Annotated in this window: 11 protein-coding genes and 1 pseudogene; all 12 read left to right on the top strand. The window is 43.0% G+C overall.

The window, feature by feature from the left end:
* Nucleotides 1-5 precede the first annotated feature (5 nt).
* Nucleotides 6-1,703 carry a RagB/SusD family nutrient uptake outer membrane protein gene (locus tag C825_RS01465; RefSeq protein ID WP_010801120.1) on the top strand — a complete coding sequence of 566 codons (1,698 nt, stop codon included), beginning with the start codon at nt 6-8 and terminating at the stop codon, nt 1,701-1,703.
* Between the two features lie 49 nt (nt 1,704-1,752).
* Nucleotides 1,753-2,991, top strand: a complete 1,239-nt coding sequence (locus C825_RS01460; RefSeq protein WP_010801119.1) for a sialidase family protein — start codon at nt 1,753-1,755, stop codon at nt 2,989-2,991.
* Nucleotides 2,992-3,118: 127 nt separating this feature from the next.
* Nucleotides 3,119-4,354 carry a sialidase family protein gene (locus C825_RS01455; RefSeq protein WP_009860385.1) on the top strand — a complete coding sequence of 412 codons (1,236 nt, stop codon included), beginning with the start codon at nt 3,119-3,121 and terminating at the stop codon, nt 4,352-4,354.
* Between the two features lie 683 nt (nt 4,355-5,037).
* A complete protein-coding gene (locus C825_RS01450) occupies nt 5,038-5,904 on the top strand; it encodes a DNA-directed RNA polymerase subunit alpha C-terminal domain-containing protein (protein WP_009860384.1) in 867 nt (288 codons plus the stop codon).
* A 176-nt stretch (nt 5,905-6,080) separates the two neighbouring features.
* The gene (locus C825_RS01445) at nt 6,081-6,641 is read left to right on the top strand and encodes an RNA polymerase sigma factor (protein WP_010801118.1); all 561 of its coding nucleotides are present in this window, start codon (nt 6,081-6,083) and stop codon (nt 6,639-6,641) included.
* A 140-nt stretch (nt 6,642-6,781) separates the two neighbouring features.
* Nucleotides 6,782-7,768 carry a FecR family protein gene (locus tag C825_RS01440; protein WP_009860382.1) on the top strand — a complete coding sequence of 329 codons (987 nt, stop codon included), beginning with the start codon at nt 6,782-6,784 and terminating at the stop codon, nt 7,766-7,768.
* 254 nt (nt 7,769-8,022) lie between these two features.
* Entirely contained in the window at nt 8,023-11,334 is a 3,312-nt protein-coding gene (locus tag C825_RS01435) for a SusC/RagA family TonB-linked outer membrane protein (RefSeq protein ID WP_228100113.1), read from the top strand.
* A gap of 11 nt (nt 11,335-11,345) precedes the next feature.
* Entirely contained in the window at nt 11,346-12,980 is a 1,635-nt protein-coding gene (locus C825_RS01430; protein WP_010801116.1) for a RagB/SusD family nutrient uptake outer membrane protein, read from the top strand.
* Between the two features lie 11 nt (nt 12,981-12,991).
* Nucleotides 12,992-14,569 carry a glycoside hydrolase gene (locus C825_RS01425; protein ID WP_010801115.1) on the top strand — a complete coding sequence of 526 codons (1,578 nt, stop codon included), beginning with the start codon at nt 12,992-12,994 and terminating at the stop codon, nt 14,567-14,569.
* A gap of 310 nt (nt 14,570-14,879) precedes the next feature.
* Nucleotides 14,880-16,838 carry a glycoside hydrolase family 97 protein gene (locus tag C825_RS01420; protein WP_010801114.1) on the top strand — a complete coding sequence of 653 codons (1,959 nt, stop codon included), beginning with the start codon at nt 14,880-14,882 and terminating at the stop codon, nt 16,836-16,838.
* A 436-nt stretch (nt 16,839-17,274) separates the two neighbouring features.
* Nucleotides 17,275-20,035, top strand: a pseudogene (locus tag C825_RS01415) (GH92 family glycosyl hydrolase).
* A gap of 92 nt (nt 20,036-20,127) precedes the next feature.
* On the top strand, nt 20,128-22,959 hold the full coding sequence (locus tag C825_RS01410) for an NPCBM/NEW2 domain-containing protein (protein ID WP_010801111.1): 2,832 nt from the start codon (nt 20,128-20,130) through the stop codon (nt 22,957-22,959).
* Nucleotides 22,960-23,045: the final 86 nt, after the last annotated feature.

Here is a 23,045-nt window from a genome sequence, read left to right as displayed (position 1 = left end):
TAGTAATGGAAAAAGTATATAATTTCATACGTTGTGCGACATTGGTGATGTTGTCGATAGCCTTTGTTCAATGTGACGATTTCTTAGACATGAAAGACAGGACTCAGAAAAGTGAGCAGAATTTCCCGCTTACGGAAAACGATGCCCAACAAGCATTGGCCGGATGCTATCATATTATGCATGAAAATCAAGTAGCTTCTTTTATGGGGCCTACGATCTTTTCTGATGAGATGTTTGGTGGCGATGTGCCGGGTTCTTCTCCGGAAATGTTGTATGAAGAAAATCTGAATGACTATACGATAGAGATGTTCTCCAATCGTTGGCCGAGATTGTACAAAGGTGTTTACCGTTGTAATAAACTGATCGAAGCGATCGATCAAATATCATTCAAATCGGAGACAACCAAAAAACAGGTGTTGGGAGAGGCCCATTTTATGCGTGGTATGTATTATTTTGATCTGACGCGCATGTATGGTGATGTGCCATTGTATCCTACATCTGATGTGTCCAATATTCCACGTACTTCTGCTGCGGAGGTTTTTGCATTAATCGGTTCGGATATGAAAAAAGCTATCGAACTGTTACCTGCCACTCCGTTTGCCAGTATACTGAAGTCGGATTTGGGGCATGCCAGTAAATGGGCTGCCGAGGCGATGATGGCACGTGTATTCTTGTTCTATACTGGTTATTATAAATCGGAAACCTTGCCACTTTTTGAAGGAGGGAATGTTGGAAAAGATGAAGTAATAAGTTATCTGAACGATTGTATTCAAAATAGCGGACATGGATTGGTGCGCGATTTCCGTGAATTGTGGCCATATACCAACGAGTATACGGGTGAAGATTATGCTTACAATAAAGGTAAAAATCTGAAATGGATCGGAGAAACGGGTGAAAATAAGGAGACTGTCTTTGCTATCCAGTTTGGTATCAATGGTAACTGGGGACTTAATTATCATAACGATGTTTGTGTTTTTTACGGTTTCCCGGATGTAGCCGACGAAGCGGCAATCTTTCCTTTTGGTAAAGGTTGGGGATGTGGTTTTGTGAATCCTCGTATCGTGGAGCAGTGGATGCGTGATGAACCCGACGATGTCATTCGTCGGAGCGGTACGGTATTCAATGTAAACGACCCGGCTGAAGGAATTGTAAATCCCGAGCAAACGATCGTATCCACTAAAATGTTGATGACAGGGTGGTGGCAGAAAAAGTATGTCCCTATCAACGTTTGGAAAAATAAAGAAGCTAAGACCTATTCGCTATATTCGGTATTTACTGACAATGCCAACGACGATTATGTTTTTGCAAACACACAAGATTTGGTTTTGATACGCTTTGCCGACGTCCTGCTGATGCATTCCGAATTGACTCAAACACCCGACGGTATGAATACCGTAAGGAAAAGAGCTGGTCTGAAACCGTTACCTGCCTATTCTCTGGAGGCATTGCAGCGTGAACGACTCTACGAACTGTTTGCTGAATCATCTCGCTATTACGATCTGTTAAGATGGTATGGTAAAGAGGCCGGTGCTGTCATCGACAGAAATCAAAATGGAGTAGAAGTTTGGAATTGTGGAACGAAAGATAAGATCAATTTCAATCTGACTGAACGTATACGGGCTACCGGCGGTTTCCTGCAAATCAGTCAAAAAGAAATCAATTTGTCGGGAGGAGTATTGACACAAACTCCCGGATGGCAATAATTAAGAATGTGCGATATAAAACTTTTGTCGAATTCTAAAAAAGGCATGTATGAAACTTATTTTATCAAATATAAAGAAAACAGGTATTTATTGTGGTTTGTTAATGTTGTTTACATTGACAACTCATTCGGGAAATGTCGTTAAAGCAAATGAAAGTACTCCGGAACCTACGATGGCGGAAGATAACGGTCCGGGAATGCGAAAGGTAAAGGATTTTGTGATTTATAAAAATGAGAGGTTTTATTGTACTTTTCCATCGGTGGTAAAGAGCGAGGGTGAGTATCTGGTGGCTTTCCGTCGTGCTCCGGACAAAGTATTGTTAGGAGGATGGTATGACCACACCGATCCTAATAGCCATTGTGTGATGGTACGTTCTAAAGATGGGGAAAACTGGACTGAAGATCCGGAATTGATTGTCGCTCACCCCTTCGGAGGATCACAGGATCCCTGCTTGTTGAAGTTGAGTGATGGAACTTTGCTTTGTACCAGTTATGGTTGGTCCGATATGACTCAGGAAGCGGCAAGCCAATTGAAACAACCGTTGTATTTTAATAATGGTTTTGCGGGTATTGGTGGATATATTATGCGTTCTATAGACAATGGAAAGACCTGGCAAGGTCCTATTTATCCGCCCAGTTTACCAGGAACTGTCTACTATAATCCCTTAGGTAAATTGTATCCGGCATACAATCGTGGTGCACTTTATGAAGGTGAAAACGGTAGGATCTATTGGGTTGTAGCTCGTATGGACGGTTTCCCATTAGAGAAAACTTCTACGCATTTGATCGTATCGGACGACAAGGGGCTTACTTGGCAATATATGTCGGAAGTACATCCGGGTGGTGTACCTATGTGTAATGAAGTTTCAACTTATGAGACTCCTAAAGGCGATATTTTGGCTTTCATTCGTTCCGATTATCCAGGAAACGCTATGATAGGACGTTCTACCGATGGAGGTAAGAGTTTCAAATGTGAAGACATGGGTTTCTACGGACTACCTCTGACAGCTGTAAGACTTCCGGATAAACGAATTTTGCTGGTTTATGGCTATCGTAGACAACCTTGCGGAGTAAGAGCCAGAATATTGAATGCCGAAGGTACCGACTATAAGGAGTCGAAAGAATTTATCATTCGCGATGATAATGGACAAGGTACTGATGTTGGGTATCCGTGGGCGGTAGTGATGGATAATAACCGTGTGTTGGTAGTGTATTATATCACTAGTCCGGGAGGTGATCCTAGGCGTCATATAGCCGGAAGTATTATTGAAATAGAACCTCAGAAATAGTAAACAGACTGATGTAATTGATTGGGGGAAATGATGAACAGCAAGGTTTTGGTTTCCCCCTATAATAAAATTAATAAGCAGGGTTGAAGATACCTTGTGACTATCATACTAAAATATAAATAAGTTTATGAAATCTATTATATTGAATTTTAGGAAGACAGGCGTGGTTGCAGTCTTATTGTTATCGTTTATTTTGGTGTGCCCTTCGTGTAAAGACTCAGATCCTGTGACACCCGAGGGTGAAGATCCTGAGTTGCCAATTGAAAATAAAATTACGAAAATAAAAGATATAGTGATTTATGAGAATCCCGAATTTTATGTGACATCACCCTCTGTTGTAAAAAACGATGGTGAATACTTGGTGGCATTTCGTAGTGCCCCCGACAATTTATTATTTGGTGAAACTAACTATTCGTTTACTCATGTTAATAGTTACCTGAAACTGGTGCGCTCCAATGATGGGGAAAACTGGACGCAGGATGCTGAAATGATTTATGCCCATCCTTATGGTGGTGCACAAGACCCTTGTTTGCTGAAATTGAATGACGGTACGTTACTTTGTTCGGGTTACGGCTGGTGTAAGCTGAGTGCGGAACGGGCTAATGGATTGAAGCAACCGGTGTATTATAACCGGGGATTTGTTTCGTTGGGTGGATATGTATTACGTTCTAGCGATAATGGCAAGACTTGGTCTTCACCTATTTATCCTCCTAGGGTAGACGGTAGTGATTATAAAGACGTATTTGGCGATCCGTTGGCAGCTTATAACCGTGGCGCATTGTATCAGGGTAAAAGCGGGCGTGTATATTGGGTCGTGACTCGTCTGGATGATGCAACACAAGAAAGATTCTCTAATCATTTGCTTATTTCGGATGATAGTGGCCGTACCTGGAGCTATTCGGGAGAGGTTGCTGCCGATAGCGGACATTCTTTTGGAGAGGCTTCGGTTTATGAAACGCCTAAAGGTGATATTGTTGCCTTTATTCGTATGGATGATATGAAGACAAGCATATCACGTTCTACCGATGGGGGTAAGACCTTCAAGTGGGAGACTATGGGCTTCAACGGGCATGCCTTGGCTGCTGTAAGACTTCCGGATGACCGTGTTTTCTTGACCTATGGTTATCGTCAGGAACCTTGTGGCATCAGATGCAAAATACTGGATGCCGAATGTTCAGATTTTGCTACCGCTGAAGAGTTTATTCTGCGTGACGATAATGGTCGCGGTACCGATGTGGGATATTCATGGCCGGTAGTAATTGATAATAGTAAAGTATTGGTTGTTTATTATATTACAGGTCCGAATGGAAATCGTACTATTAGCGGTACTATCGTGGATGTAAGTACCGGAAAAGTGAATTAGAAAAGACCTGACCTGAAAGAAACTCAGGTGAACGCGGAAATATAGGTAATTCATCTCATAAATCCGTGCTTCCCTGTGTTTCTCTTTCCATATCGAACTTATTTTATTTGAGACAAATATAAGGACAAGCCCTTACCTACTCATATGGGAAATAACAATCTGTCCTGCTTTTTTCTTTTCCTCCATGCTATGTAAAATATTCAGATGTTTATGTATTTTACCTAGCCATGAATATTGGGGCATGGGATATTCTGGCTTTCTTTGTAAAAAGAAGATAACAGGTTTTGGATTCATATATGTAGAAGATGCGAAAGGAGATAGGATTGGTAAACATTAAAAGGGGGTTAGGGCTTTTTTATAAGCTCCCAACTATTCATATTTGAAATAATATACAATATATTCAAATATGTAAATAGCTGTCTGGTTCGCGAGGATAGGGCAGTTTTAATCTTTAGCATTGATTTTCTTACCGTAATCTGTTGTTTTTTTAATCATATCTGTTACCTTTGTTCCTGTGGGGAATGTTTTAGAAGCCATGGCGTTGACTTCCTTCCGTTATAATTATGGAAAAAAGGTATTTTAAAGTTTTATTTCAGTTTGCATAAATTATCCCCGGTTCTAATTTCGGCTGATATAGTAATATCACATTCTTTATATTTTGACTTAACTAAACTATTTATGTTATGATGAGTATGTTAACTAGATTACGCGATTATGCAAAACTTCTTTTTACCCGAGAACAGAAGCTTTGTCTTGTAAATAACGCATTTACAGCTCCTGACGCAACGTTGCAGGAAGAAGTTCTTATTGTCTCTCCAACACCCGAAGAACAACCTTCCGTGCCTGAGCAACAACACGTAGAAGCACAGCCACAACCTGTACCCCCCAAAAAATACGTGACCGAAAAAGATGTTGTATATGAATCATTTAAAAAGCTCACTCCGGAATATCTGTTTATTATAACGGAAATGCGCAACTTGCTTAACTCTGAGAACAAAAAATTCGTATTCCATGCGTTGGCAACCCATATAAGTATTAAAAAGGTGGCAAAACATCTGAAAATTACACAACGCAAAGTAAAGATCATATTTCAGGAAGCCCTGGTGGATATCGGTAGTCAAACCGGATTTATTAGGAGTTATCTGGATGAGAGCGAAAAGAAAGATAAGGAAATCTGGGAACTGAAATCGAAGATAATATCATTGAATGCCAGAATAAAGAAACTGCAGTCTGAGCAAGATTTGCGAATGAAGTTTGCCGGGGAAAAGATTTCATTAGAGAACCAGCAACTTTTGCTGAAGAAGCCATTGACTGTCTCTCTTGATCTGGATACAAGGACCTATAATGCCTTAAGAGATAATCATATAGATACGTTGGAAGATTTAGTGAGATATATTTTAGAAAATGAAGAGATAGAAAGATTGAAAACACTACATAACTTTGGAGAAGTCTCGTTTAAGAGGTTGAAAAGCGAATTGTTCAAAAAAGGAATAATGGATGTCAGCGGGCATTGCGAACTTTTACGATATGTGACGGTTTCCAAGAAATAACTGTGATCCGGTTGTTTATAACTTTGTGGTTCATGTATTGGCAAATACTATTTGTAATAATAATAATAGGTTTATATTTGTATCGGAATTAGGATATGTTGCTAGGTGAAAAATAATTATCTTTTGCCGAATTGTTAACCTGACAGCTATTTAATGAGGAGAATTACAGTATAAACATGGATAGTGAACTTTTATATCGTCTGAAGGAGGGAGACAGGGATGCTTTTAATACTGTCTACTGGCGGTACAGTCCGAAGGTATACAACACCGTTCTGTATTTGCTGAATGACGCTGATTTGGCAGAAGATGTCGTTCAGGAACTCTTCCTGACTATTTGGGAAAAGCGTGGAAATATATTACCTGAGCTTAACTTTGAAGCCTATATCTCGACCATCGCCCGTAATTTAGCCTATAAATATGTGGAAGAAGCCCTTCATAGAAACCTTCCGGTGGAAGAAATCAGGGATGCGAAACTGGTTTCCAGCTCGGAAGAAGATGCGATTGAAGCCGACTCCTTACGAGAATATATTTTCAATGTCATCTCTTCCTTTCCGGAAATGCGGCGGAAAGTTTTTATCATGAGCCGTTTTGAAAACTTGTCGCATGCAGAAATTGCGAAAAGACTATCCTTGTCTGAACGTACGGTAGAAGCACATATCTATCAGGCTCTGAAAGAACTTCGTAAAGTGCTTGGAAATAAAGCGGTCGCTTTTATTCTTATCTATCTTTCCTTATAAAACGGACTTCCCTCTTTTCTGAATATTCCTTGTCTTTAAGTAGAGCTTGTTTGTGAACTAAAGTTAAAAATGAGCTTGTTTTATCTTTTGACTAAGTAGTAGGTATATTTATCCCACTATAATATATAAACGGATTAATAATGAGAATAGAATTACTTCACCGTCTGATAGCAGGTACGACTACCGAAGAAGAAAACCGGCAGTTGATGGAATGGTTCCGGCAGTGCGCATCCAAAGAGGAGTTCTTCATGCTTTTTGAGACAGCATGGAAAGAGAGTCCGGATGAGATGCCCAGGGATGTACAGGAACGTATGTACCGCAGGCTGAGCCGGGAGTTGGATGAGAAGAAAACTAAAACTATTTTATTACGTTCACGTTTTTCATGGAAGGTTTGGCCACAGATTGCGGTAGCTTGTATTATCATTGTTTTAGGCCTGGTTAATTATCGTATGAACGATAAACAAAAGCAACTGTCGACACAGAATTTCACGGTATTGGCAGAAAAAGGGCAACGGGCATTCATTACTTTGCCTGATAGTACGAAAGTGTGGCTGAACTCCGATACAAAAATTAGTTATCCGGCAGATTATGGCTTGAAAGAACGTAACGTAACATTAGTAGGAGAGGCCTATTTTGAAGTGGCCAAAAATCCGGATAAACGCTTTATTGTAGAAGCAAAAGGTATGCAGGTCGAAGCTTTGGGGACTTCATTCAATGTTAATGCGTATCAGAATGATAATAAAATTATTGCATCGTTATTTTCCGGTTCTGTCAGGGTAAGCTATGATCGTCATGTGGCAATCCTCAAGCCGCATGAGTCGGTTAAGGTCGATTTATTGAACCGAAGTTTTTCCCGGTACAAAGATGAGAGTATGCAGAATATAGCTCTTTGGAGAAAAAATGAGATCACATTTGACGGTGAGTCTTTGGAGGAGATAACCCATATTATGAGTCGCCTGTATAATACAACAATATGTATAGAAGACGAATCTTTGAAAAAAGTATGTTACATAGGAACCATTCGAAATAACAACCTTGAAAACTTTATCGACATTATTAACCTGACAACTCCGGTTGTATATGAAAATAAAGGAGATACTGTATTTTTGAGAAAGAGGGTTCCTTAGCAGGAGTTAACCGTACGGAAAAATAAAACGAATATGTCTAATCTAATACAACGCCTATGAGAAAGGAATAAAAAATTAACAAAAAGAGGTAACTCTTTCGAGCTACCTCCTCATTACTGTTTTTGCAGATATCCCTTATGTTGATACAGCCGATGTAGGAGACCGGCCGTTGTTAACGGGACTCTTCTGCTTACAAAGTTACAAACATTTATTTTATCTACATCTTATTTCTAATTAAAAGAAAAATGAGTAACATGAAGCATTTATTTAAACAGATGGTTTTTCTGACAATCTTGTTAACCTTTCCGTTGCTGGAGATTCACGCTCAGATAACCATACATATCAAAGACAAACCCGCTTCGGAAGTGGTGAAGCAAATTGAAAAGGTGAGCAAATACCGCTTTTTCTATAAGAAAGGACTTCTTGGTATGACTACTCCGATTACCGTTGAAGTGAACGATCAGGGTATTGAAGCCGTGATGGGACAGATTGTGGGGCAGATTCCTGTTTCTTATACTATAAAAGGGGATACTCAGGTAGTTCTTGCCGAGTCTGAGCCTCAAAATACGAGTACTGGTAAAAATAAGTCAGTGAAAGGTTCCGTAACAGATGCGAATGGCGAACCTGTTATAGGAGCAAATATTGTTCAGATAGGAACCGTAAATGGAGTAATTTCTGATCTGGATGGTAATTTTGATATAGAAGTGCCGGAAGGTTCGACTCTTGAGATTTCTTATATAGGTTATCGTCCTAAAGAAGTAAAAGTGGGGAACAATACAGTATTGACTGTTATTTTGGAGGAAGATACTCAGGCGTTGGATGAGGTAGTCGTTGTCGGATACGGCAGCCAGAAAAAAGTAAACCTGACAGGATCGGTGGCTACCGTAAATTCAGAATCTTTGGCTAATCGTGCAATATCCAATGTCTCTCAGGGATTACAGGGCCTGGTTCCGGGTATGACTGTTACAAATAGTGGAGGACAACCGGGTATGGATGCCGGCAAAATACTTATTCGTGGTGTCGGCTCTTTCAATGTATCGACACCGATGGTATTGATTGATGGTATCGAAGGAGATATGAATATAGTGGATACACAGGATATCGAAAGTATATCTGTCTTGAAGGATGCTGCTTCAGCTGCTATATATGGCTCTAAAGCTGCTAACGGGGTAATTCTTATTACCACGAAGCGGGGAAAACAGGGGGCTCCCAAGATCAATTACAACGCTCTTTTCGGGTGGTCTTCCCCTTCGGAATTGATGCCGCGTACCAGTTCGGCAGAATTAGCTCAGTTGACTAATGAAGCAGAATATTGGGGTGCTATATCCGAAGGTGCTACCCCGGAACAGGCTACAAAGCGTATGCCTTATTCTCAGACCGATATCGACTTGTATGCAAATGGAACCGATCCGTACGGACATCCAAATACAGATTGGAATAAACTTTTCTTTGTGGGTTCCGGATTTACCAACCGGCATAATGTAAGTGTCGGTGGAGGTACCGAATGGGTAAATTACCGTACTTCGCTGGGATATTCTAAACAGGAAGGTATAGTGAAAAATGCAGCAAGCAGGCAGTTCAACCTGCGTGTAAACTTGGATATGAAAATTACAGAGCGGTTAAAATCCAAAATAAATCTGGATTATGTCAATTCTTTGATTCAGGAGCCTACAAATCCGATATCCTGGGATTCGGGAACAAGCGAACAGACTTACCGCCAAGTAAATAGAATATCTCCGATGGTTCCCTATAAGAATGAAGATGGTACATATGGAACAATCAGTGATGGTAACCCGATTGCTTTCCAGGATTCGGGGGCAAAAGGTGAAAGACAGAATGACTATATTACAGCTTTTGCGGAATTTTCTTATGATATTCTGGATGGATTGGTAGCCAGAGTGAACGGTTCATATTATGTACAAAATCAGGATTATAATTTATATAGAAAAGAAATTCAATATAATGAAGCCAAATATGACGGACCTACCCAGTATACACAATCTTATTATACGAATAACCGTACACAAGCAGATGCTATGTTGACTTACGATAAGACATTTATAGAAAAGCATACGGTTAATCTATTGGCTGGTTTCCATTCGGAATTGTATAAATACAAGGAAACGAAAGCCTACAGGAAAGACTTTCCTTCTTCGGATGTAACCGACCTGAACGGAGGTTCGGTTGTCGGAATGACTAATAGCGGATATACCCGTGAACTTGCCATGAATTCATTCTTTGCAAGAGCTAAATATAATTTTGATAATAAATATTTGTTCGAAGGTAATATCAGAGGGGATGGTTCTTCCCGTTTTGCTAAAGGATATAGATGGGGATGGTTCCCTTCTTTCTCCGGAGCCTGGCGTTTATCTAATGAGGATTTTATGGCTGGTACACGTACTTTTGTTGATGATATGAAAGTCAGAGCTTCCTGGGGTGTATTAGGAAATCAGGAAATTCCGAATGATTATTATCCGTATATTAATACATATTCTACATCTCCTAAATATCCTTTTGGTAATGTAATCAATACTGGAGCAGCACAGACAAATAATAAAATAAATGACTTGTCATGGGAGACAACCTATACCTGGGGAGTTGGTTTGGATATGACTGTACTGAATTCGTTGTCGATGACTCTTGATTGGTATAATCGTAAAACGACGGGTATTTTGATGCAGGTTAATGTTCCTACTACCTTTGGTTACGGAGGATATTATGACAATATCGGTGAGATGAGCAATAAAGGTATTGAGGCCTCTCTGAATTATAATAAGCAGATTAGTCAGGTGGCTTTTAATGCCGGTGTGAATTTTGCCTATAATAAAAACAAAGTATTGTCACTGGGAGATCTCGACGACCAGAAAGGTAGCCGCACCATAACAATGGTTGGTCGCCCGTATCAGGCATTCTACGGTTACCAGTCTGACGGAATTTTCCAGAGTCAGGAAGAGATAGATAAGGCTCCTAAATATACGATGATTGACAATGCACGTCTGATACCAGGAGACATTAAGCTGGTCGATAGGAATAAGGATAATGTCATCGATGAAAAGGATAAGATTATTCTGAACTCAGAAAATCCTAAGTTTACATTTGGTATTAATCTGGGGGCTAAATGGAAGTTATTTGATGCCTCTTTATTCTTCCAAGGGGCGGCAGGCGTTGCCCGTTATTTTACGGATGAAATGTACGGTGAATTTAACGGTGATTCAGGTCATCCTTCTAAGTTGTGGTTGGATAGGTGGACTCCTGAAAATCCGACGAATAAAATGCCGCGTGCATCCAAATTCAGAACTTATAATATGCCGGAAGTGACAACTTCTGATTTCTGGCTGGTCAATACGAATTATCTGAGATTGAAGGATGTACAGGTAGGCTTTACATTCCCTAAGACATGGTGTACTAATATGAAGATAACTTCTGTCCGTATTTATTACAGCGGACAAAATCTGCTGACAATAAAAAAATGTCCGGAAGGAATCGATCCTGAGGCTCCGAGCGGTTGGGGAGCATATTATCCGCATATAACAACTAATTCGGTTGGAATTTCTATCACTTTATAAAGATTAATCGTATGAAAAAGATATTATTTTTATTCATTATAGGTATTCTGGTTACTTCTTGTTCTCTGGATCGTGCACCTAAAGATTCTTTATCGACTGCTACTTTCCCGAAAACAGAAAAAGATATTGAAATGTTAGTGGTCGGTTGTTATGATGGCTATGTGGATCAGACGTTTACTGTTTATAATGATGTGTTTAGTGATAATGGCTATTGTGCCATCAATACGAATTGGTCTGCTTATGCCAACGGAAAAGCGACGCATTCAAATCCAGGAATCGGATGGTTTGATTATACTTTGATCACTCGTTGTAATAATTTCTTGGCTCTTACCGAAAACACCGAAGTTCCGTTTAAAGATCCGAACAGGCTGAAACAACTGAGGAATGAGGTTCGCTTTCTTCGTGCCTGGAGATATTATATGATGGCGACAGCCTATGGAGATATTCCTTTGGTAACAGAAGTTATATCTACATTGGAAGAATCCAAAATACCGGCATCGCCCGAAACTGATATAGTTAAATTTATATTGGATGAATTGAATGAGCTTTCGGCAGATGGAAACTTGGATGTTACACCTAAAGAGTCTGGTCGTATCACAAGAGGGGCGGCATTGGCACTTAAAATGAGAATGTGTTTGTATTACAAGCAGTATGAAGAAGCGATTGCAGCAGCCGATGAAATAGAGAAACTGGGGGTTTATAATTTGTTTACTGCCGGAACGACTCCTTATGCTGATTTGTTTAAAGAAGCGAATGAAGATAATTGCGAGATTATCCTGGCTGCTAAAAAGGTGGAGAATGATTATAAGAATCAGACAATTATTGAATTTTGTAATGCGAACGACGGGGGATGGTCGGCATTTGTTCCTATACAAAGCTTGGTCGACGCTTATGAAACATCTTCCGGTCTGACGATCGAAGAAGCTGAAAAAAACGGAGAATATGACCCGGTTCATCCTTATAAGAATAGAGATCCCCGTTTTTATGCAACAGTTTTGTACTCCGGAGCAGATTGGGTGAATCCTAACGGCGTTTACAGAATATATAATACACTCGATAGGACTATAGACGGGAAACCGAACAAGGATAATGCAAATGATTCACGTAATGCTTCACAATCGGGATATACATGCTGTAAATATATGTCGCCTCTTACGCAATATTCGGATATCAACAATACAGGACTCGATTTTATTGTTTTTCGTTATGCCGAGGTGCTTTTATCAAAGGCAGAAGCATTGATCGAGCTCAACAGAGATCTTGATGAAGCCTGCAATTTGATGGATGAGGTGCGGAAACGTGCCGGGATGCCGATGGTAGATAGAAATAAATATTCGACACAGGCAACCTTGCGTGAGTTGTTAAGGCGTGAGAGACGCGTTGAGTTTGCATTCGAAGGATTAAGACGTAGTGATATCATACGATGGGGTATTGCAAAAGAAGTACTTAACGGACCTATTTATGCAACCAACTATGGTACAGTCATTATGGATACGAATATTCCTCAGGAAGAACGGGCTGTTATCAAAACTGGAGAGGAGAATAAAGTCGTATTGGAAATACGTTCCTTCAAAAATACTTATCTTCCTATACCACAATCGGAACTAGACCGAAATCCGAATCTGGTTCAAACAAATTTTGAATAAAAGGAATGATTATGGTATATGGATTATTAAAAAGATATCTAGGTTTGCTGTTTCTTTCTGCCTGTATTATTCCGAATCTTTTTGCCGGAGTTACGCAAAAGAAAGAGAAACCGGTGATGTTTCAGGTAAGGAAAGATATAAAATATCAGGTGATCGATAATTTCGGGGCATCGGATGCCTGGAGGATCGCTTTTGTCGGTCGGTATTGGCCGGTGGAAAAACGCGAAAGGATTGCTGACTTACTTTTTAGTACGAAGATGGATACCAACGGAAATCCGATTGGTATAGGTCTGAGTAACTGGAGAGTGAATATTGGTGCCGGGAGTTTTGAAAACCGGGAAAATAAAGAAGTCACGAGCACCTGGAATCGTACAGAGTGTTTTTTATCACCGGATGGCTCGTATGATTTTAGTAAGCAGGCCGGACAGCAGTGGTTTATGAAGGCGGCAAAAGAAAGAGGAGTCGATGACTTTCTGTTTTTTACCAATTCGGCTCCTTATTTTATGACGCGAAGTGGTTCGACATTGGCGTCGGATAAGAAGAGGATTAATTTGCAGCATGACAAATTCGATGATTTTGCCCATTTTCTGGCGTTAACAACCAGGCATTTCATTGATGAAGGTTTTAATGTCAGGTATATAAGTCCTATAAATGAACCTCAGATTGATTGGGGAGAAAATAAGTGGCAGGAAGGTAGTTTTGCAACCAATCAAGATGCTTATATGCTTGTCGAAGAATTGGATAAAGCATTAACCAGACATGGCGTTTCATCGAAAATTGTGTTTGGAGAGGCGGCTGATATGAAGTATTTGTTCGACTGCGACACCAGTCTGACAATGCCGGATAATATCATAGAAGAGTTTTTTACTCGTAAAGGACAGTACAATATTATGGGGATGCCCAATGTGTATAATTGTGTTTCTGCCCATGATTATTGGAGTGCTTACCCAGCGAAAACATTGGTTGGATTGAGACAGAAAATACGTGGGGCTCTGTCGGCGGCTGATAATGGTACTAAGTTCTGGGCTTCGGAATATTGTATTTTGGAGAAAAATGATGAAATATCCGGTGAACCTTCCCCTGCCAAAAGTCTGAATCTTGGATTATATGTTGCACGGATTATCCATACTGATTTGGCGGTAGCCAATGCATCGGCATGGCAGTGGTGGACTGCTGTTTCTTTGGGTGAAGATGTTCCTATCCAGTTGAAGCCTAAAGAGCATTCAACAGCCGAAAGTTTGAAATATGACGGAATTGTAAGTCCTACGAAGATGCTGTGGGCGACAGGTAATTTTAGTCTGTTTATTCGTCCGGGAATGTGGAGGATTTCGTTGGATAGAAAACCGGAAATTTCTGAACTGGAGGCGGCAACTTCGTTAATGAGTTCTGCTTATACGGATGGGGAAAAGGTAGTGTTGGTCTTTATCAATTATGAGGATAAGCAGAAAGAAGTGAAGATTAGATGTGGTAATTCAACCAAAGGGAAAATGTATGTTACTGATATGGATAAAAATCTGGAATATACGGGAGAACATAAATTATCGGAATTGATAATTGCCCCGAAGGCTGTGGTTACAGTTGTAATCTAGTTGAAAAGTTCAGTCCTGCCGAAGTCTTTCGCAGGACTGATTTTTTTGAAGACATGCGGAACCTCTCTTTATAGTGGTTAATTTGTCATGGCAAAGTAAGGATAATTTTTTTAGTAAAACACAAGAAAACAGAATATTCTATCATTTCCGTTGCTTATTTAATCGCATCCGCTATCTTTATGAGGTGCGGATAGTTTTCTTTCCTTAATCTCGGATTTTGCAAAATAAATCCCGTATTTTATAAAAGTATCTATTGGATTTGTTTCTTATTTTTACCATTTCAATGTTTTGAAGCCTAATATAACTTAAGATGAATAATCGTATAACGAAGTTTTTAGCCATAGCTCTGTTCTTATTGAATATAAGTCAGGTGGCGAAAGGAGAGGCGGTAGACGCTGTTACCGGTGCTACCCCGGTAAAGTTGAAAATAGAGGCGAACGCCGATAAACAATTGGTGCTGGATGTCTCTTATGAGGAAAATTCAGTTATCCGGGAAGCACCTTTAGGTTTGAATGTTGATCACCGTTTGTTAGGGAAAGATGCTCAACAGTTGAGCAAGGAGAAAAAGGAGAACAATACCCTGGTCTATGAGTTCCAACAAGTCGATGGTAGCCGTTTCTTTTTGGATGCCCGGATATTTCCTGACGGGATTGCCCTGCGTTACCGCGTTCCGGCAGATGGACCTGTATGTATTTATGGGGAAGAGACCTCATTTATCTTTCCATCGCAAACTAAAGCCTGGTATGCCAGTGGCCCTTTCCAATATGGCTGGCTACAAGAATATCAGGAACGGGAGACCGATCATATAGAAGGTGAATTGCTGGCTCCGCCTGCGACCTTTCGTCTGCCGAATGGGATTTATGCGGCGATAACGGAAGCAAATCTGTTTAATTATCATGGAGCTGTCTTGCTGGGGACGGCTCCGAACTGTGTCCGGTTCGGATATGTGGAGAATAAGGGACATATGGAAACAGGGATAGTTACCGGCCTTCCGCCTACGAAATACTGGCATGAAGAAGTGCGTGATATACCGTGGATCGTGTCTCCGAAAGAGGGGAGCCGGGAAATTGTTACTCCCTGGCGTGTCCTTATGCTGGCAAAAGATTTGAACGGTCTGGTGAATAACCGGATTATAGCCCAGGTATCCGACCAACCTGATAAAACGCTTTTCCCTGACGGTGCGAAAACGGATTGGATTAAGCCTGGTAGGGCTACATTCACGTGGTTGGTGGAAGGTAACGACCGTTTGAGCATAGCCAACCATAAGAAATATGTGGATGGATGTGCCGAATTAGGTATAGAGTCGGTCGTAGTGGATGATGGCTGGGAATTGTGGCAGCAGACAGAGAAAGAGGCTAACGGCCGGACAAAATGGGAGATGCTGAAAGAGTTGGTCGATTATGCCCGTGAGAAGAATGTAGATATCTGGGTATGGAGAGCCTCATCTCCCAGATTTGGCAACAAGTCGGATATAGGTTTGGTCGATCCGGCTGAACGTGCAGGCTTTATGAAGAAATGCGCCGAAGTGGGTGTAAAAGGATTAAAGATAGACTTTTTTCATACCGAGAATGCTTTTACGGTAAACCTGATGGAAAACATATTGAAGGATGCCGCCAAAGAAAAGCTGATGGTGATCTTCCACGGTGTAAATAAACCTACCGGAGATTCGTATACCTACCCGAATCTACTGGCAAAAGAGGCTGTAAGAGGCTTGGAATGTGTCGGTGGCGAAAATAGCTGGGCTCCCGGACCACCTTGGCCGTATCATAATACCGTATTGCCTTTTACCCGTTGGCTAGTCGGTCCGGCCGATTATACGCCGATGAATTTCCGTGCTTTTTGTCATCCTTCGGTGACTTTCGCGCATCAGTTGTCGTCTATCTATATGTTTACTTCGCCGATGTTGATCTTTGCAGCGGATATGGAAGACATGTTGTCGTCACCGGGTCGCTCGTTTATAGAAAGTGTCCCTGTAACTTGGGATGAAACGGTTGTATTGCCGGAAAGCGAGATCGGGAAACTGGCCGCTTTGGCACGTAGAAAAGGAGATGTGTGGTATCTGACGGTGCTCAACGGGGAAGAACCGAAAATGCTCGATATAAAACTGGATTTCCTGCCTAAAGGGAAATATAAGATGGAAATGGCATCGGATACTCCCGGAAACCGGAAGTTGATTGAGGTTAAGGATAGTAAGGTTCGTTCCGGCCAGCGGCTTAAAGAAGAATTGATGTCGGGCGGTGGCTTCGTGGCTCGTATTAGCAGGTATTAAAATACAGGTCTCAACAGGTACCGATTTCGTCATAAAATAAGAAAAATCCTCGATGAAATGGGGGTTTTTGGTCAAACTATAGTCCTATTGGTTGTATGACTATAGTGCTATGGTAAGTAGCACTATAGTGTCAAGTTGGTTGGCACAGTAGTGTTGCTTTTTTCAAATTAAAAAAACAGTTTTATATATATTATATTTATATATTTAAGAGGGTGTCCATGCGGTTGTCCCAGTGATGTTATCGGAGTTGTTTTGAAGGATGAGTTAATGGGCTTATTCATAAGAGGTAGGGGAATAAGCTTATTGTTTAGTTTGTTGTCCCACAGGGTGTCCCAAGCCTTACAGGACAATAATTTTCTTCGAAAACAAACATGTATTTTGTTGATTTTAAGGCGATAACGACTTATATTTGTATTGAATTATAAAGTGCTTCCATATGAAGAAAATAATAAATTTATTCTCCTTTTTGTTGATGTTGCTGGGGAGTTATCCGGCTATTAGTTGGGCTACGCCTTATAATATTGCCCCGCAAGCACGTGTATCGGCTTCCTCTTCGATTGATGCCGGTCACGATGCGGCAAAGGTGACCGATGGCCTGATACGGGTACCGGGAAAAGGGGAATGGGTATCTAAAAGTACGGAGACTTTCTGGGGGACAGATCGATTATCCCTGGATACAGTTGGACTGGGAACGCCCCGTGAATATCAATAAAATTATTCTGTATGACCGTCCGGCCATGGAGGCACATGTAGCCGGAGGCGTATTGCATTTCAGTGACGGTAGTACGATCAATGTCTGGGGAATGGCTAATGACGGGACTCCCAAAGAGATTGAGTTTGAGTCGCGGAAGGTCGAGTGGGTACGGTTCGAGGTGACTGATGCCGCCGGTACGCAGGTAGGGCTTTCGGAGATCGAGGTGTTTCCTTCTCCCGATGATTATACGGATCATGTATCCTGGGTAAATCCTTATATCGAGACTGCCCGCGGACGGTATTTTTTCTTTATCACAGGGAATCAACCTTATGGGATGATAGGGGCGGCGCCTCTGACAAGAAACAAGAATCAGTATGGAGGCGGGTATAATTATAATTCGACGGAAGTGCTGGGGTTCCCGCAGATCCATTGCTGGATGCTGTCCGGGTTGACGGTGATGCCGGTGACGGGCGAGGTGGACCCGACGGGAGGAGAACAGTCCTGGAAATCTTCTTTCCTGCATCAGGGAGAGATTGTACAACCGGGTTATCACAGGTTGTTTCTGGATACTTATAAAATGTGGGTGGAGCAGACAGCTACCGATCGTGTCAGCTTCTACCGGTTTACGTATACGGAGGAAAATCCGGCTGATATTTTGCTGAACCTGGGTGGTTATGTCGGCACTTCGACAATGGTAAATGCCCATGTTTATAAAAAGGGAAATGAAGGTGTGGAAGGCTATTTCGATACGACCGGACGCTTGTGGGGCGGTCCCGATGTGGTCAGGATTTATTTTGCCGTTACATTCGATACTCCTTTCAAGTCGTTGGACGGCTGGGTCGGATCGGAGCAGTTCAAAGATATCAGCGAGTTGCAGGGAGCCGGAGAAAGTATTCCGAGCAACCAGGGAATGAGTTATCATGATGCTCCCACTTCAGGTGTGAAAGCGAATTATCAGGTACAACCGGGCGAACAGGTACTGATGAAGGTGGCTATCTCTTATGTCAGTACGGACAATGCCTGGGAGAACCTGGAGCAGGATTGCAGCCACTGGGATTTTAACCGGGTACGGCAGGAGTCACAGCAGGAATGGAATGAATGGTTGGGACGGATCGATGTGAAAGGAGGAAGCCATGACCAACAAATGAAGTTCTATACCGATTTGTGGCATTCTTTACTGGGAAGGCATAAGCTGGATGATTATAACGGTGAATATCCGGATTATACCGATGGTACCCGGGTAGGGGCACAGACGAAAAATATCCGTTTCCATGTAAGGCAACTGGCTAAGGATCGGGAAGGGAAGGTGAAACATCATATGTATAACTCCGATGCGTTTTGGTTGACACAATGGAACCTGAATACGCTCTGGGGATTGGCTTATCCTTCGGTATTGGATGATTTTGCGGCTTCTTTGCTGGAATACGATGTGAATGGAAATCTGCTTCCCCGCGGACCTTGTGCCGGTGGTTATTCGTATATCATGACGGGATGTCCGGCAACTTCACTTATCACGAGTGCTTTCCAAAAAGGACTGACTAGGAAGTGGGATCAGCAAAAAGCGTTCAAGGCGATGAAACGGAATCATTCCAAAGGAGGAATGCTGGCCTTGGGAATGGATAAGGAGTTGGATTTTTATGTTCGTAACGGATATTGTCCCGGTAATGCCGGTCTGACCATCCAGTGGGCGTTTGAAGATTGGGCTTTGGCTGAAATGGCAGCTAAAATGGGAAAGAAAAGCGATTATAACTATTTCCATAAACGGGCTACAGGCTGGCCTGCTTCTTTTAATAAAGAACTGGGACTGATCCTGCCGAAGAAGGCAAACGGTGAATGGGTACATACCGATCCGTTGAGCGGTAACGGATATGTAGAGGCCAACGCTTGGCAGGCGACGTTCGGACTTTCGCACGATATCCCTGTGTTGGCAAGGTTGATGGGAGGAAATGACAGTCTTTGCAGTAAGTTGGATTTTGCTTTCAAGCAGTCGGAGTCAACAGATTTTGTCTATGGATACGGCAGTGGTTATGTCAGTTATGCGAACCAGCCGGGTTGTTCGAATGCACATGTCTTTTCGCATGCTGGGAAACCTTGGCTGACTCAATACTGGGTGCGCCGGGTGAAGGAACAGGCTTACGGGGCGGTTACTCCCGACAGGGGATATGGCGGGCATGATGAAGACCAGGGACAGATGGGCGGCGTGAGCTCATTGATGGCGATCGGGTTGTTTGCCTTGGACGGCGGTTCTTCCCGTGATCCGCAATACGATATAACAAGTCCGGTGTTCGACGAGGTGACTATTTCGCTGGATACTGATTATTACAAGGGGAAAACCTTTAAAATAAAGACTTACAATAACTCGGCAGCCAATTGTTATATCCAGCGTGCACGACTTAACGGAAAAGAATACAACTCTTTCCGGATACCTCATGCAGTCTTTTCGGACGGAGGCTTGTTGGAGTTATGGATGGGGGATACCCCGAATAAGGCCTGGGGAAAATAGGCGATGATTTGATGTTGTATATTACTAATGCGGTCTCCGGAGATGTTTTAAGTATCTTTGGGGACTTATATATATTCTAATTTCTGACTAACATGAAAAAGACGATCTCTTTATTTCTCCTTATGGGAGGATTTTTCTTTTCAAGCTGGGATATCAGTGCCCAGAATAAAATATCCCTGCCGGATATGGATTTATCCCTGGCCTACCAGCAGTATGGTTCGCCGATGAAGAACGCGGCCGTTACCGGTGAGAAACTGACGGTAGGCGGTGAGCATTTCGGACAAGGGGTAGGCGTACAGGCAAACAGCAAGATCAAGCTGAGTCTGCGGAAGAATACCGGGTTGTTTACCTGCAAGGTGGGTGTGAACGACCGTTCGCTGGATTATAAAAAAGATGATTTCAGTAAGATACCGATGACGGACGGAACGATGCTGTTTTACCGGACCGACGGTACCGGAGGAAAGAAGCAGTTTGTCGGAGTAGGTGCCGGTGATGGCTCCTTTGATAAGGGAAGCGTTGTCTTTCGCCTGGTGGGTGACGGAAAGGAGTTGTATAACAGTGGCATGGTCCGCGGAGGTGAGAAAGCTCGTGAGGTGTCGCTCGATGTTTCAGGGATCGACGTACTGGAACTGGTCGTTGAAGATGGAGGCGACGGTGTAAGCGGTGATCATGCCGATTGGATCGAACCTGTTTTTTCTTATAACGAGATCAAGCCTTCGCTGGTGAATGCCGATTATAAAGGGGCTATCGAGACAATGCCTGCTGAGGTGGAAAGGGCGTTGCGCAGTAAGGTTGCTGCTCTGCCTGCCATCGATTTGCCGGTGGCGCGTCCGGAGTCGGACTGGCTGCTCGATGCCAAAGGGGTGAAGGCTGGCGTGTATCAGACGCATAATGGCAAAGATATTGTCCTTTCCAATGGATTGGTAAGCCGTATCTTCCGTATCTATCCGAACCTGGCGACCGTCGACCTGGTTAACCAGATGACAGGGGAAAGTATGCTGCGTGCCGTCAGTAACGAAGGTGTTCTGAAAATCGATGATAAAGTGTATACGCTTGGCGGCCTCGACGGGCAGTTTGAGTATGGCTATACGCAATATAAATGGGTCGACAGTCTGACGATCCTTCCGAATTCGTTCCGTGTGACCGGGTTCGATATTACTGAACTGTCTCCCCGTATCGACTGGGCGAACAAACGCTGGTCGCTGGTGAAGCCGGGCGAAACGACAGGGAAGGTACTTTCTTTCTATCTGGAAGGACCGGATTACCTGAAAGGTGTGAAGGTGAAACTGAATTATGCCCTCTATGACGGTATTCCCTGTATCAGTAAATGGATGGAGATCGAGAATAAGAGCGGTATGGGAATCACGCTGGATGAATTTACCCTGGAGCAACTGGCGATGGCAGAACCGGAATCACCGGTGGAAGCCAAAAGGCCGGAGCAGTTCCTGAAACCGAATATCCATGTCGAGAGCGACTGGGCGTTTCTCGGCTTTACCGAACGGGAGGCCGACCGCACGGAATTCTGGAATACCGACCCCCGCTATACTTCACAATGTAATTATCCGCTGCTTACTCCTTGCTTGCTGGAGGTAAAACTGCCCATGGGGCCGGACGAAGATATCCCCGACGGTGCTAAGTTCAGTAGCTTCCGTACCTGGCTGATGCCTTTCGACAGCGATGACCGTGACCGGAAAGGGCTTTTCCTGAAGCGGATGTACCGTAAGATCGCCCCGTGGACGACTGAAAACCCGATCTTCCTGCATTGTGTATCTTCCGATCCGAAGGTGGTGAAGACGGCTATCGACCAGTGTGCGGAAACCGGTTATGAGATGGTGATCCTCAGCTTCGGTTCGGGACTGAATATGGAGGATGAGAGCGAAGCGAATATCGCCAAATTCAAGGAATTCACCGAATATGCCAACTCCAAGGGTATCGAACTGGGCGGTTATTCCCTGTTGTCCAGCCGCTGGATCAGCGATGAGGTCGACGTGATCAATCCCGAAACAGGAAAGCGCGGCGGTATGATCTTCGGCAGTTCTCCCTGCCTGTCCAGTGAATGGGGATACGATTATTTCCGCAAGATACGTTCTTTCTACGAGAAGACAGGAATGACAGTCTTTGAGAACGACGGTTCGTATCCGGGCAATGTCTGTGCTTCGACCAGCCATGCCCATCATAAGGGTTTGAAAGACTCCCAGTGGAAACAACGCCAGCAGATTGTGAATCTGTACCAATGGATGTGTGAGAATGGCATTTATACCAATATACCCGATTTCGGTTATATGTTGAACGGTGGTACGAAAGTCGGTATCGGTTACCGTGAAGTAAACTGGTCGCTTCCCCGCGAACGGCAGTTGGTGTTGGGACGCCAGGTGATGTACGATGGCTTGTGGGAGCGCCTGCCGGGTATGTGCTGGACATTCGTTCCGCTTACCCAATATCATGGCGGTGGGGCTGCCGCTACGCTCGAACCTTTGAAAGATCATATCCCTGACTATAAGGCGCACATGATCCAGAATTACGGTGCGGGGGTACAGGCTTGTTACCGCGGTCCGCGTCTGTATGATACACCGGAAACGAAAGCAGCCGTAGTAGAGGTGATCGACTGGTACAAGAAATACCGGACTATCCTGAACAGCGAACTGATCCATCTGCGCCGTGCCGACGGACGCGACTGGGACGGTTTCATGCATGTCGATCCGGAAGGGAAGGAGAAAGGTTTTGCCCTATTGTTTAACCCGACCGACAAGGCGATCACTCGTACGATCCGGCTTCCGCTTTATTACACCGGTATCTCCGATGTAGCGAAGATTAGGGAGAAAGAGAACGCTCCGGTTACCTATAAGCTGAACAGAGACTATACGGTAGACATCAAGGTGACTATTCCTGCCCGCGGAAATACCTGGCTGGTGGTGGAAAAATAACTTACGTTGTTTGGTTCCTGCGGTGCTTCATTGAAAAAAGGGGTTGTCTAAAAAGTATTTCGGATACCTATCTGAGATTGATTTCA

This window comes from Parabacteroides sp. ASF519 (assembly GCF_000364265.2).
Lineage (GTDB): Bacteria > Bacteroidota > Bacteroidia > Bacteroidales > Tannerellaceae > Parabacteroides > Parabacteroides goldsteinii.
The sequence above is the reverse complement of the archived record's forward strand: the minus strand, read 5'-3'. Positions and strand labels throughout refer to the sequence as shown.